This is a genomic window from Paenibacillus xylanilyticus (assembly GCF_047246825.1).
GTDB lineage: Bacteria > Bacillota > Bacilli > Paenibacillales > Paenibacillaceae > Paenibacillus > Paenibacillus xylanilyticus_B.
The window spans coordinates 347,508-360,931 of record NZ_JBFOLB010000003.1 but is presented as its reverse complement, the minus strand read 5'-3'; the positions used below and the strand labels follow the sequence as shown (position 1 = coordinate 360,931).

General features: G+C 49.6%; 10 protein-coding genes. 7 read left to right on the top strand and 3 right to left on the bottom strand.

Annotated features, from left to right (window positions below; translation table 11 throughout):
* Window positions 1-87 precede the first annotated feature (87 nt).
* Entirely contained in the window at window positions 88-2,415 is a 2,328-nt protein-coding gene (locus AB3N00_RS20965; RefSeq protein ID WP_413036325.1) for an ATP-dependent DNA helicase, read from the top strand.
* A 128-nt stretch (window positions 2,416-2,543) separates the two neighbouring features.
* Entirely contained in the window at window positions 2,544-4,016 is a 1,473-nt protein-coding gene (locus AB3N00_RS20960) for an alpha-amylase (RefSeq protein ID WP_413036324.1), read from the top strand.
* Between the two features lie 84 nt (window positions 4,017-4,100).
* Here the strand turns inward: AB3N00_RS20960 and AB3N00_RS20955 are convergent, their stop codons facing one another.
* Window positions 4,101-4,847, bottom strand: a complete 747-nt coding sequence (locus AB3N00_RS20955) for an MBL fold metallo-hydrolase (RefSeq protein ID WP_413036323.1) — start codon at window positions 4,845-4,847, stop codon at window positions 4,101-4,103.
* 204 nt (window positions 4,848-5,051) lie between these two features.
* On the opposite strand from AB3N00_RS20955, the gene uxaC reads away from it, so the two are divergent.
* From uxaC to AB3N00_RS20935, 4 genes are all read left to right on the top strand, one after another.
* Complete coding sequence (gene uxaC, locus AB3N00_RS20950; protein ID WP_413036322.1) at window positions 5,052-6,488, top strand: glucuronate isomerase; 1,437 nt, start codon at window positions 5,052-5,054, stop codon at window positions 6,486-6,488.
* Window positions 6,489-6,676: 188 nt separating this feature from the next.
* A complete protein-coding gene (locus AB3N00_RS20945; protein ID WP_413036321.1) occupies window positions 6,677-7,219 on the top strand; it encodes a MarR family winged helix-turn-helix transcriptional regulator in 543 nt (180 codons plus the stop codon).
* On the top strand, window positions 7,216-8,943 hold the full coding sequence (locus tag AB3N00_RS20940; RefSeq protein ID WP_413036320.1) for an ABC transporter ATP-binding protein: 1,728 nt from the start codon (window positions 7,216-7,218) through the stop codon (window positions 8,941-8,943). Before AB3N00_RS20945 ends, AB3N00_RS20940 begins: the two co-directional genes overlap by 4 nt.
* On the top strand, window positions 8,940-10,826 hold the full coding sequence (locus AB3N00_RS20935) for an ABC transporter ATP-binding protein (protein ID WP_413036319.1): 1,887 nt from the start codon (window positions 8,940-8,942) through the stop codon (window positions 10,824-10,826). Before AB3N00_RS20940 ends, AB3N00_RS20935 begins: the two co-directional genes overlap by 4 nt.
* Before the next feature lie 94 nt (window positions 10,827-10,920).
* On the opposite strand, the gene AB3N00_RS20930 is transcribed toward AB3N00_RS20935, so the two are convergent.
* Window positions 10,921-11,508, bottom strand: coding sequence for a hypothetical protein (locus tag AB3N00_RS20930; protein WP_413036318.1), 588 nt, complete (start codon window positions 11,506-11,508; stop codon window positions 10,921-10,923).
* 342 nt (window positions 11,509-11,850) lie between these two features.
* On the opposite strand from AB3N00_RS20930, the gene AB3N00_RS20925 reads away from it, so the two are divergent.
* The gene (locus tag AB3N00_RS20925; RefSeq protein ID WP_413036317.1) at window positions 11,851-12,747 is read left to right on the top strand and encodes a diacylglycerol/lipid kinase family protein; all 897 of its coding nucleotides are present in this window, start codon (window positions 11,851-11,853) and stop codon (window positions 12,745-12,747) included.
* 60 nt (window positions 12,748-12,807) lie between these two features.
* On the opposite strand, the gene AB3N00_RS20920 is transcribed toward AB3N00_RS20925, so the two are convergent.
* Complete coding sequence (locus tag AB3N00_RS20920; RefSeq protein WP_413036316.1) at window positions 12,808-13,383, bottom strand: GNAT family N-acetyltransferase; 576 nt, start codon at window positions 13,381-13,383, stop codon at window positions 12,808-12,810.
* Window positions 13,384-13,424 lie beyond the last annotated feature (41 nt).

The window sequence follows — 13,424 nt, the reverse complement described above, 5'->3', positions numbered from 1 at the left end:
GAGGGACGAGTCCAATCTGCGGAATGGCTGGTTTGGTCAGGTCTTTTCATGATAAAGTATAAAGACTAAAACAGAACGGGTGATCGCATGACAAATACCATTCGAATATCGGTCAGACCTTTGGTTGAATATGTATATCGCAGCGGCAGCATTCGTCCTGGATTCCGCTCGAATGCATCCATGCAGGAAGGAACACGGATTCATCAGCGGGTGCAGAAGGATTATACGGAAGAAGATTTGAAAGAAGTTGTGCTGGAAGCCGAACTCCAGCATGGAGATTTGATCTATGTGGTGGAAGGGCGTTGTGACGGTCTGATTCGTCTGGAGGGTCAGCTCACAGTGGATGAGATCAAATCAACGGCCAGTAACCTGGACGATTTGGGTGACGGACTTCCGGTTCACTGGGCGCAAGCCATCATGTATGCATATATGTATGCTGTTCAGCATGATGAGCCCCGAATGCAGGTGCAGCTCACGTATGTTCAGACCGTGACCAACCAGGAAAGAAGATTCCGCCGCATGCTGGAACGTCAGGAGCTCGAACAATTTGCCGCAGACGTCATCGCCGGATATGCTCCGTATGCCGAGATGATCGCTGCTTACGAAGAGAAGCGTGATATCACGGTAAAAGAACTGCCCTTTCCATTTCGGAAATATCGGGAAGGCCAACGCAAGCTGGCAGGAGCAGTATATCAGACCATCCGTGAAGGCAAAGGATTAATGGCGAAGGCACCTACCGGAATTGGCAAAACGATGTCTGTATTGTTTCCTACGGTCAAAGCCATTGGCGAAGGTGAAGCCAGTCGATTGTTCTATCTGACGGCGAGAACGACGACACGGGTTGCAGCAGAAGAGGCTTTTGCGAGGATGCAGGCAGAAGGGTTGAACATGCATGTCATCAGTTTGACTGCGAAGGACAAGATCTGTTTCAAGGAAGAGGAAGCATGTGATGCCGGGCAGTGCGGCATGTGTGAAGGGTATTATGATCGTATTAATGGGGCCGTGCTGGATATGCTGGAACATGAGACATTAATGACTCGCCCGGTGATTGAACAGTACGCACGCAAGCATCGGGTATGTCCGTTCGAATTTTCGCTGGATGCGGCGTATGCTGCCGATGCGGTCATCTGCGACTATAACTATATTTTTGACCCGCGCATATCTTTGAAACGCATGCTGGAGGAGCAGAAACGCAAAACCGTGCTGCTGGTCGACGAGGCACACAATCTGGTCGATCGCGGCCGAATGATGTTCTCCGCTGAGCTGGAGAAGGCTGTTTTTCTGGATGTCAAAAGGGAGTTTCAAGCGCTGGGCAACGGTGTAACCGCCGCGAAGGCCATTGCAGATCATGCCGGGGCTATTGATAAATACCTGATTACCCTTCGCAAAAACGGAGGGGAAGAGGGCAAGCTGCTGCAGCAAGAGGCGCCGGAAGAACTGATTGAACTACTGGAGCCGTTTGTCATGGTTGCAGAGCAAAACCTTGTTGAAGGCGGTTCAGGAACTGCCGAGACGGATCAGATGCTGCTGGATGCCTACTTCACGGCACAGAACTTCCTGCGTATTGCCAAGCTGTACGATGAACGATTCGTCACCTATGCCGAATGTGTGCGAAGTGAAGTGAGGGTGAAATTATTCTGTCTCGATCCATCCGTGCTGCTGCGTCAGACGGCGAAGGGGTTCCGCTCCATCATTCATTTCTCGGCAACCTTGTCGCCGCTGCGTTACTACCGGGACATGCTTGGTGCGGAAGAAGAGGATTACACCCTGCGTATTCCTTCCCCCTTCCAGCGGGAACAATTGGATGTAAGGCTGCTGCCGTTATCCATTCGCTACAAGGACCGAGAACGTTCCAGACAGCCGATTGCAAACATGCTGCGCCAGCTGGTAGCCGAGTGGCCGCGCAGCAACCTGCTTGTTTTTTTTCCATCGTATCCGTATATGCGTGAAGTATATGAAACCTACATGCAGCTCCCTGCGGAGGCCGATACGGTTATGCAGGAACAAGGCATGAATGACCTGGAACGGGAGCAGTTTCTGAATGCATTCCAGCCCCATCCGGAACGAACACGATTGGTATTTGCGGTGATGGGGGGCGTGTTTTCGGAAGGGGTGGATCTGCCGGGCGATCGTCTAAACGGCGTTGTCGTCGTGGGTGCTGGACTTCCTCAGATTGGACTCGAGAACAACGTGCTTCGTGATTATTTTGACCGATCAGGACGGAACGGTTTTAATTATGCCTATGTTTTTCCCGGTATGAATAAAGTGCTGCAGGCAGGCGGCAGATTGATTCGGACGGAAGAAGATACGGGTGTGCTTGTGCTGGTGGATGATCGTTTCACCCAGGAACCATATCGTTCCCTTTTGCCGGAGGAGTGGCAGGATTACAAGCGCATTTCGCCGTCGTCTGGATAACTTCTCGGTTTAAGTGATTGAAGCATGGGCCAAAAAGGGTATTACTTGGATAGCAAACGAACGAACAAGGGCGAATACATATCCGTTCCAACGTCCGCTTCGAAAGCAATCAAGGAGGTCGGTTTTTGATGAAAAGAAATCATACGATGATGCAGTTTTTTGAATGGCATTTGGCTGCAGACGGTAAGCATTGGAAACGACTGGCCCAAATGGCTCCGGAGCTGAAAGCCAAAGGCATTGATTCGGTATGGGTGCCCCCTGTGACCAAAGCTATTACCCCGGAGGATACAGGATATGGTGTCTATGATCTGTACGATCTCGGGGAGTTTGACCAGAAAGGCAGCGTGCGGACGAAGTATGGCACCAAACAGGAATTGGTGGATGCCATTGCCGAGTGTCAGAAAAACGGCGTCGCCGTCTACGTTGACCTGGTTATGAACCACAAGGCAGGTGCCGACGAGAAAGAAGTTTTCAAAGTGATTGAAGTTGATCCCAATGATCGGTTGAAGGAAATTTCCAAACCATTTGAAATTGAGGGCTGGACCAAATTCACGTTCCCGGGCCGCGGGAACCAGTATTCTTCCTTCAAGTGGAGCTCCGAACACTTTAACGGAACAGACTTTGATGCAAGGAAAGAACGCAACGGCATATTCCGCATCGCAGGTGAGAACAAGAACTGGAATCAGAATGTCGATGATGAGTTCGGCAACTATGATTATCTGATGTTCGCCAATATCGATTACAATCACCCGGAGGTCCGCAAGGAGATGCTCCAATGGGGAAAATGGCTGATCGATACGCTGCAGTGCAGCGGTTTCCGACTGGATGCGATCAAACATATCAACCACGAATTTATCAAGGAATTCGCAGCAGAGATGCTCCGCAAGCGGGGTCAGGATTTCTACATCGTAGGGGAGTTCTGGAACTCCAACCTTGACGCATGCCGTGAGTTCCTGGATACGGTGGACTATCAGATTGACCTGTTCGATGTGTCTCTTCACTACAAGCTGCATGAGGCATCCCTGGCAGGCAGGGACTTCGATCTGTCCAAAATTTTCGATGACACGCTGGTTCAGACGCATCCAACGCATGCCGTAACGTTTGTCGATAATCATGATTCCCAGCCGCATGAAGCGTTGGAATCGTGGATTGATGACTGGTTTAAACCCAGTGCATACGCACTGACCCTGCTGCGCCGTGACGGGTATCCGGTTGTCTTTTACGGGGATTACTATGGTATTGGTGGTCCCGAGCCCGTTGAGGGCAAGAAGGAGATTTTGGACATTCTGCTGTCTGCCCGCTATAACATAGCTTATGGGGAGCAGGAGGATTACTTCGATCATCCCAATACGATTGGATGGGTGCGCCGTGGCTTGGAGGAGTTACCGGGTTCCGGTTGTGCAGTGGTGGTCTCCAATGGGGACGATGGCGAGAAACGAATGTTTGTCGGCGAACATCGCGCTGGAGAAGTATGGACGGATCTGACACATAGTTGTGAAGATAGCATCACCATTGAGAAGGATGGCTGGGCCACTTTCCATGTGTGTGGCGGAGGTTTATCCGTATGGGCTTTGCCTGACGAGGACAGTGACACTAAATAAGATATTTTTGAAATGAGAAGACATAAACGGATAAAACCACCTGAGACGGCGATGGTATGCCAACAGGTGGTTTTTTGTGCATATTTACATATCCAGCTCAAACGATTCCAGTGTGCCGACCATCTGCAGATCATGCTCTCGGTTGAACTGTTTCCGTTTGTCCGCATCAGCGAATTCGTCATGATAGTGCATCAAGACCGTTTTCTGTCTCACTTCCGCAGGCAGTTGTTCCAGGTCCTTCAATGAGGTATGTGATTTGATCACCAGATCATGCATATGACATTCATGGAATATCAGCTGCACATCAGGGGCAGCTTGCTCCACCCGTTCCTGATCCAGTGTGCTGTCTGCACTATAATAGAAGTAGGGCTTCGCAAGAATGCCATTGCTGACCATGCCTGGAACGTGCTGTGTACGGAATGTCTCAAACGTCACGCCGCCTAATTCAAATGTGCCTCCATCCGGCAATGGCACGATATCATAATAATCACTCATCGTACGCTCGCCATCAGTTGTGTAGCGCATGCCTGGGGAAAGGATGTTCCATAGCGGCTCAACCAGCTGTTCGTGGATAAACAGGCGTGGTTTGCGGTCACCTACAATTTGAGAATAGTATCCGAGCATTTGTACGCCGTTGATGTGGTCCTCATGCAAATGGGTGATAAATACATTATGGATATCGGTCATAGGAAACCCATACTCTTTAAGGGCTTTGGCATTCGATTCCGGAAAATCAATGACCAGATGCGTGCCTCCAAATTCGGCGAGCATGCTGTTGTGATGCTGCTCTACGCTGAACATATCCCCTGTACCCAGAAAGGTAATTTTCATCGATTTCATCTCCTTCTATCATCTTCAGATCAGCATATATACCATTAAAATCAGTATACCTTGTTCCAGGACATATGCCTAAATCAACCTTTTTTGAATACGCTATCATTTGTTATTGAACTTTGGGAGGAAACAGTGTAGCGTAAAGATTGGGATGTGTACCCATATGAACGTAAACTCACCTAAAGGGAGCGTGCGAAGCGAATGAAGTCTTTTTTGGATGAACAATTTTTGCTGCACAATGAGATGGCTGTCAAGTTATATGAGGATTATGCCAAGGACATGCCGATTATTGACTATCACTGCCATCTCAGTCCACAGGAGATCTACGAGAACAAAACATTTGGCAATATTACAGAAGCCTGGTTATACGGGGATCACTACAAATGGCGCTTGATGCGAGCGAACGGAATTGAAGAACGATACATTACCGGCGGCGAAGGAGTGACCGATTATGATCGCTTCCTGGCTTATGCCAAAACGGTACCGATGATGATCGGTAACCCGTTATATGCCTGGTCTCATCTGGAGCTGCAGCGTTACTTTGGGGTGTATGAAGTGTTGAACGCAGACAGTGCTCCAGTGATCTGGGAAAAAGTAAATGCCAAGCTGAACAGTGAGGGATTTGGCGCACGTGACCTGATTACGAAATCCAATGTCACTGTTGTATGCACTACCGATGATCCTTGTGATTCCCTGGAATACCATCTGAAGATTCAGGAGATCGAAGGCTTTGATACAGCGGTGCTGCCTTCTTTCCGCCCGGACAAAGGGCTCGAACTGAACCGGGATACCTTCATCGAATGGGTGGGCAAGCTCTCTCAGGCTTCTGGTATTGCCATCTCCGATTATGATTCATTCCTCTCAGCGCTGGAATCCCGGGTGGAGTTCTTTCATTCCGTAGGTGGCAGAGTGTCCGACCATGCACTTGATTACGTGCCATATGGCAAGGCGACACGGGAAGAAGCGGCAGCCATTTTTGCCAAAGCACTTGCAGGTCATCAAGTGGGCCGAGAGGAAGAGGACAAGTACAAAACGGTTACGCTGACCTTCCTGGGCAAGCTGTATGCAGAGCGGGGCTGGGTGATGCAGTTCCATATCAATGCGGCCCGCAACAATAACAGCCGGATGTTCGCTCAGCTTGGTCCGGATACCGGATATGATGCCGTGAATGATACGCCGCTTTCCTCCGCGATGATCGGTCTGCTGGATGCGCTGGAACAGGAGCAGGCACTGCCAAAAACCATCCTGTATTCCTTGAATCCAAGGGATAATGAAGTGCTCGCTGCCATTATCGGCAGCTTCCAGGGCGGTGGTATTCCGGGCAAAATTCAGCTCGGCGCAGCATGGTGGTTCAACGATACCAAGGACGGAATGCTCGCTCAGATGAAGGCACTGGCGAATGTTGGTCTGCTCAGCCGCTTTGTGGGCATGCTGACGGACTCTCGCAGTTTCCTCTCCTACACAAGGCATGAATATTTCCGCCGTCTGGTCTGCAATCTGATCGGGGAATGGGTGGAGCAAGGGGAGGCACCGCATGACATGGAGTTGCTCGGACAGATTGTTCAGGGCATTGCCTACAACAATGCCAAGGAGTATTTCCCGTTCTCCTCTGCACTCAAAACGGTTTCTGCTTCGTAGTCCTGATTAGCTAATTTCATTCAAAACCGTGGCGGTCTGCCACGGTTTTTTTGTGGTGTATTTTACCCATTTGACTTTTCACCACTGACGGAAATATAATTAGGACACCTAATTAATTGATGTACTATTTAATAGTGATCCTATGTTAATTGAGAATTCATTGAGAATGCAAAAAGGAGGAACCCCATATGACAGGTCTGGATCCAGTGGCCCAGAAGCTGCTGTATTCCATCATGCAGTTTAATAAAGGCAAATGGAGGCAGCATAAGCCCCACGGTCGCAACCATAATGAAATTATGGTATTGGCCTGTTTGCTCCACGGCTCACATCCGGGAGAACGCCTGGATTGGAGAGATAATCCCCCCGATTTCAACAGCGAATTGAATGAAGATCATCCAGGACTGAAGGTATCGGAAATCAGTGCGTTGCTGAGAGTGAAATCGCCTACGATTACCCCTGTAATTCGTGGCCTTGAAGACGAGGGATTGGTTAAACGAACGATGGATCCCGAGGATCGCCGTGCAGTGCGCATCACGATTACGGAAGCAGGCCGTGACATCATTCGGGCCGCTCACGAAGAGCGCATGCAAATATTCAACAGATTGGTTGAGCATTTGGGAAAGGAAGACAGCACTCAGCTAGCTGAGCTGCTGACCAAGGTATATAGCTTTTTTGATACACTTGCTTCCCTGCAAAAGGAGCAATCGACAGAAGGAGATGATACGCCATGATGAAACTGTTTCGCATGCTCAAGCCATATCAAATCCCCATTATTTTCATTTTGGGTTTGGTATTGCTGCAATCGCTCGCCGAGCTGTACCTGCCAACTTTGATGGCCGATATCGTCAATTTTGGTATCGTCAAAGGAGATGTCCCGTACATCTGGCAGATTGGTGGCTGGATGCTGGTGATCGCCATCGCGGGAACGGCTTGTTCTGTGATAGCCAGTTACCTTTCATCCCGTACAGCGGGTGGATTTGCCAAACAACTGCGCAGCCGGGTTTTTCGCCACGTGGAGAATTTCTCGCTGCAGGAGTTTGATAAGCTGGGCACCGCATCACTAATCACACGTACGACGAATGACATTACACAGGTTCAAAACGTATTAACCATGATGCTGCGCATGATGATTATGGCTCCGATGATGTGTATCGGTGGTATCTTCATGGCTGTATCCCAGGACGCCAAATTGTCGACCATTTTCCTCGTAGTCCTGCCTGTACTGGCTGGAGCCATTGCACTGATTGGTGCTAAAGGTCTCCCCTTGTTCAAACAAATCCAGAAGAAGCTGGATCGGCTCAATCTGGTTTTGCGTGAACAATTAACAGGTATTCGGGTCGTTCGTTCCTTCAATCGGGGAGAACATGAACGCGTTCGTTTTAACGGAGCGAACACGGATCTGAGAGATGCCTCCATTAAGGTCAACGTGCTGATGGCGACATTAATGCCGGTTATGATGCTGGTCATGAACTTTTCGATGATTGCCATTCTCTATTTCGGTGGACAGCGCATAGACAGTGGAAATATGGATATCGGTTCCCTGATTGCGTTTATCCAGTATGCGATGCAGATCATGTTCTCGCTAATTATGGTTTCCATTATCTTTGTCATGATTCCAAGAGCTTCGGCTTCCGCAGAACGGATCAACGAAGTGTTGGATATGCAGCCAGACCTCAGTGATCCCGAGCAGCCTCGCAGCATGAAATCCCTGCAGGGCACCATTGAATTCGACAATGTTACATTCCGTTATCCGGGAGCAGAGAATGCTGCACTGTCAGGTATTTCGTTTACAGCCCGTCCTGGTGAGACAACAGCCATTATTGGCGGTACGGGATCAGGGAAGTCCACGCTGCTCAGTCTTATTCCTCGTTTCTATGATGTAACGGAAGGCAGCGTACGGGTAAACGGTACGGATGTACGTGAACTTAGTCAGGAGGATTTGCGAGCGAAAATTGGCTTTGTACCGCAAAAGGCAGTCCTCTTCACGGGCACGATTGCGGAGAATATTCGCCACGGCAAGGATGATGCCACGATGGAGGAAGTCATCCATGCGGCCCGGACCGCTCAGGCGGAGAACTTCATCTCCGAGATGAAAGACGGGTATGACAGCCTTATTGCTCAAGGTGGTAATAACGTGTCTGGCGGACAGAAACAGCGTTTGTCCATTGCACGCGCACTTGTTCGCCGCCCGGAAGTTTATATTTTTGACGACAGCTTCTCTGCATTGGACTTCAAAACAGACGCCAAACTTCGTGCTGCGCTGAAATCCGAAACGACTGAAGCGGCAGTACTCATTGTTGCACAGCGCGTAAGTACAGTTATGGATGCGGATCGCATTCTGGTTATGGATGAGGGGCGTATTGTCGGTTCCGGCACACATAAAGAGCTGCTGGCGAATAATGAAGTGTACCGTGAAATTGTATCATCCCAGCTGACAGAGGAGGAGATCGCATGAGTGAACGTACCGAACAAAAAAGCAAATCACCTCGTTCCTCTGGCGGACCAGGACATCCGGGAGGCGGTATGGGCATGCGTCCACCGGGTGAGAAGCCGAAGGATTTTAAAGGTACCCTGCGGCGGCTGATTCATTACCTCCAGCCACACCGTTATCGCCTGCTCGGTGTACTGGTTGCAGCGATTCTGAGTACCGTGTTCAGCATTATCAGTCCGAAGGTCATGGCTGAAGGAACCGATATATTGAGTCAAGGCGCCATTGCCATTCTGCAGGGCATACAGGGGGCAGGTATTGATTTTCCTGCATTAATGAAAGTGTTGTATCTGCTCTTGGGATTGTATCTGTTCAGTGCAGCATTTATGTATATCCAGCAATACCTGATGGCTGGCGTTGCCCAGCGTGTTGTATACGACATGCGTGAGCAGATCAGTGCCAAAGTTGGCCGGCTGCCGCTGAAATACTTTGACTCCCGTACTCATGGGGAGACGCTCAGCCGGGCGACCAATGATGTGGACAACATCAGTAACACGCTTCAGCAGAGTTTGGCACAGTTCATTACTTCTGTCGTAACGATTGTTGGGGTAATCATCATGATGCTGACGATTAGTCCTTGGATGACACTGATTACCATTTTGACACTGCCATTAAGCGTGGTCGTTGTGATGCTGGTGGCATCCCGTTCGCAAAAGCATTTTGCTGGTCAGCAGAAATCACTTGGCGAGCTGAACGGACATGTCGAGGAAATGTACACTGGACATAAGGTCGTAAAAGCATTTGGACGCGAAGAACAATCGGTAGAGCAATTCGAGAAGGTCAATGAAGAGCTGTATGAATCCGGTTGGAAAGCCCAATTTATCTCAGGGATTATCATGCCGCTCATGAGCTTTGTCGGTAACCTGGGTTATGTCCTGATCTGTGTGGTCGGCGGGATCTTTGTTACACGCGGAGCCATCTCGATCGGGGATATTCTGGCCTTCACGCAGTACTCTCGTCAATTCACACAGCCGATTAACCAAATTGCGAACATTTCCAATATCATTCAATCCACCATCGCTTCGGCGGAGCGGGTATTTGAATTGCTGGATGAAGAGGAAGAAGTGCCTGAGTCCAACCAACCCGTGCAATTACAGCAGCCAAAAGGTGCGGTTTCGTTCCAGGGTGTTAACTTTGGATATAAACCGGATGAACTTCTTATCAAAAATATGAACATCGATGTTAAACCGGGTCAGACCGTAGCCATCGTGGGACCAACTGGAGCCGGTAAGACGACACTGATCAACCTGTTGATGCGTTTCTACGAAATTCAGGATGGCCGGATCACAATTGATGGTATCGATATCCGGGATATGGAACGCGGTAAGCTGCGCAGCCTGTTCGGGATGGTCCTTCAGGACACATGGTTGTTTAATGGAACCATCCGGGATAACATCGCCTATGGACGTGAAGGTGCATCAGAAGCGGAAATTGTTAAGGCAGCCGACGCGGCGCATGCCGATCACTTTATCCGTACATTGCCTGATGGTTATGATACAGTGCTGAATGAAGAAGCATCGAATATCTCTCAGGGACAGAAACAGCTGCTGACAATTGCTAGAGCCATTTTGGCGAATCCATCCATTCTTATTCTGGATGAAGCGACGAGCAGTGTGGATACTCGGACCGAGATCTTTATCCAGAAAGCTATGAATGACCTCATGAAGGATCGCACCAGCTTCGTGATTGCTCACCGTTTGTCCACCATTCGCGGCGCGGACCTCATCCTCGTCATGGATCACGGTAATGTAATCGAACAGGGTAATCATGAGGAATTGATGGCACAGCAAGGATTTTATGCGGATCTGTATAACAGCCAGTTTGCAGAGCAGCAGCCACAGGCAATCTGATTGCATTCGATATAAATGAATAGCCGGGACTACCCTGAGGGGTATCCCGGCTATTTGTGTTGTGCAGCATTGTTTCTGCCGTGAAGTTGGATCACTACTCTTTGGATTCCACCACAGGTTTGTCTGCAGAATCACGGGTATCCGTTTTCTCCTCCAGCTTCTCGTTCTTGTTCGGTTCATCCAGCGCAGCAGGTGCGGGTTCGCCCGGAATCTGTTCACGCTGTTCGATCATGCGTTTTACGACCTCATAACAGTCATCGACATGTTTATTGCCCACATAGCGCATGGCCGTGAAACTGAGAGCTGCGGCGAGACCTTGGCCTGCAAGCGGGACGAACTTGGCAACGGATTTGGTGGCTACACGTATCCCGACCCGTTTCAGTACCTGGACGACAAGTTCCTTCGTTACCATGCGCCCGATCACTTTGCTTCCGATGGACATGACGAATCCGTAGATCATGGACTTGGTCTCGGGGTCCATGCCATCGAGTTGTTTTTGCGATAATCCAAATTTATGGTTAATGGCAGGCAATAGCTGCATGAGCATCCCCACATCGGCCAGTACGTCTGTACCGGGTAAAGGGACGAGTGTGGTACCCGCGGAAGCGGTAGCTCTTTTGCGGACCATCGTACGGCATTCCTTGCGAACTTGCTCCAATTGTTCTAACGTTGCCGGAATCATAGGGAATCCCTCCATTCGTATATGGTATAGATATAACCGATTTAACTCGTTTTGAATGGTGCTTTCTCAAGTAGGATGGAATATAGGGTGTGGAGTAACCTTTCATCTCAATCTTGCGTTTAGTAAAAAAAGGGAAATAACCATTTTTCATGACCGCTATCTAGTATTACGGATATGGGGGGATTATGATGCATGCCCGGTTATGTTTACACCTGTTATTATGTTGTGTATGTTGGCTGTTGATTACAAGCTTCGCAGCACTGGATTATAGGATCACGAGGGATATTGCTTCAACCTTTGCTGATAAAGGGTAAACAACATTGGAATGGAGGAAGAGGAGCGATGACATTTAACAAAGCGTTGTTAATTCATCACAACCATGCCGGAAAAGCGAGTCGCGTGGATGCTGTGGGCACTGCAGCCGGGGTACTTGCGCCCGCCGTTCGTGAACTCGTCATTGTTCGCACAGATGAACCTGGAGAGGGTGAAGCATTGTGCCGGGAACGTGGAGAGCAATTCGAAGTCGTTTTTATCCTGGGTGGAGATGGTACGGTGCATGAATGTGTGAATGGACTAGCGGATTTGCAGAACCCACCGCTGATTGGGGTGTTGCCCGGCGGTACCTGTAATGATTTTGCGCGTTCACTCGGACTTTCACCGGATGTGGAGACCGCGGCACGTCAGATGCTTGAGGGTCATGCCGTATCCATCGATATTGGACGGGCCAATGACCGGGTGTTCACGAATTTTTTTGGCATCGGATTAATCAGTGATACATCGCAGAATATTAACTCCAACCTGAAAGGTACGCTCGGCAAGCTCAGTTATTTCATCAGTACCTTGCAGACCATTAACAATACCAAGCCATTTCATTACGAGATGGAGGCGGATGGCAAAACAATGGAAGGCGAAGCCGTCATGATCTATGCCGCTAACGGGCGGTTTCTGGGAACTAATTCGCTGCCATTTGCCCCGGACGCGCTTCGGGACGGCGAGCTGGATATCCTTGTCATTCATGAGACGGGCATCCCTCTGATGCGAGAGATCCTTTCGCACAAACCGGAGGGAGATTGGCAGCCCCAGAACAAAAGTATCAGTTACTTGAAGGCGTCGACTTTGAAGCTGCGGACGGATGCGCCTATGTCAGCCGATACGGATGGCGAATTATATATGAAGACACCCGCCGAGCTGTCGGTGCTGGCGGGTCATCTGACTTTTCTGACCGGGGATGGGTATTAATCTCCGTTTTTTTCTTTTTTCAAACATCAATCTTCAACCTTGTCCAGTCCTGCCTGTAAACTATCCTGCTGTATGTCTTTCCCGGAACTCATGCTCCAGCATACCCATCAAAATGGCATCGTGATATCTATGGTTATAGTACAATGCATCTCTTCGTACACCTTCGCGCTGGAAGCCCAGCTTCTCATACGCTCGAATGGCCCGCTCGTTGAAGGCGTACACTTCAAGCTCAATTCGGTGCAGATTACAGATGCCAAAACCGTAATCCAGCATCAGCAGCAGCGCTTCGCTGCCATAGCCCTTGCCCTGGTGCTCCGTGCGATCGATGCCGATTCGAACGTGAGCACTTCGATTCTTGGCATGCATGTCCATCAGGGCAACCTCGCCTATAATCTGATCATTGTCCTGCAAGGCAATCAGCAGCATGAGTCGTGAGTCATCCTGACCTGCATTCTCAATGAATTTTTCAACTTGCGTGCGGGTAAAACTGTTCTGTGTTCCAGTAAGCCTGCGCATCTCCGCGTCAAACAGTCCGGGGAAATAGGCATCAACATCCGTCGTCTCAAATGGACGCAGATAGATGCGTTCTGTCTGAAGCAGACGCGGAACGCGTGGGGCTGGTGTTGGTTGGGACATGAGTGAATCCTCCTAAAAATCAAAGTGAGTAGGGCATAATG

What these genes read in the sequence shown, in the direction of transcription:
- AB3N00_RS20965 (WP_413036325.1), top strand. Translation starts at nt 88, where the DNA reads ATGACAAATACCATTCGAATATCGGTCAGACCTTTGGTTGAATATGTA.
- AB3N00_RS20960 (WP_413036324.1), top strand. Translation starts at nt 2,544, where the DNA reads ATGAAAAGAAATCATACGATGATGCAGTTTTTTGAATGGCATTTGGCT.
- AB3N00_RS20955 (WP_413036323.1), bottom strand. Translation starts at nt 4,847, where the DNA reads ATGAAAATTACCTTTCTGGGTACAGGGGATATGTTCAGCGTAGAGCAG.
- uxaC (WP_413036322.1), top strand. Translation starts at nt 5,052, where the DNA reads ATGAAGTCTTTTTTGGATGAACAATTTTTGCTGCACAATGAGATGGCT.
- AB3N00_RS20945 (WP_413036321.1), top strand. Translation starts at nt 6,677, where the DNA reads ATGACAGGTCTGGATCCAGTGGCCCAGAAGCTGCTGTATTCCATCATG.
- AB3N00_RS20940 (WP_413036320.1), top strand. Translation starts at nt 7,216, where the DNA reads ATGATGAAACTGTTTCGCATGCTCAAGCCATATCAAATCCCCATTATT.
- AB3N00_RS20935 (WP_413036319.1), top strand. Translation starts at nt 8,940, where the DNA reads ATGAGTGAACGTACCGAACAAAAAAGCAAATCACCTCGTTCCTCTGGC.
- AB3N00_RS20930 (WP_413036318.1), bottom strand. Translation starts at nt 11,508, where the DNA reads ATGATTCCGGCAACGTTAGAACAATTGGAGCAAGTTCGCAAGGAATGC.
- AB3N00_RS20925 (WP_413036317.1), top strand. Translation starts at nt 11,851, where the DNA reads ATGACATTTAACAAAGCGTTGTTAATTCATCACAACCATGCCGGAAAA.
- AB3N00_RS20920 (WP_413036316.1), bottom strand. Translation starts at nt 13,383, where the DNA reads ATGTCCCAACCAACACCAGCCCCACGCGTTCCGCGTCTGCTTCAGACA.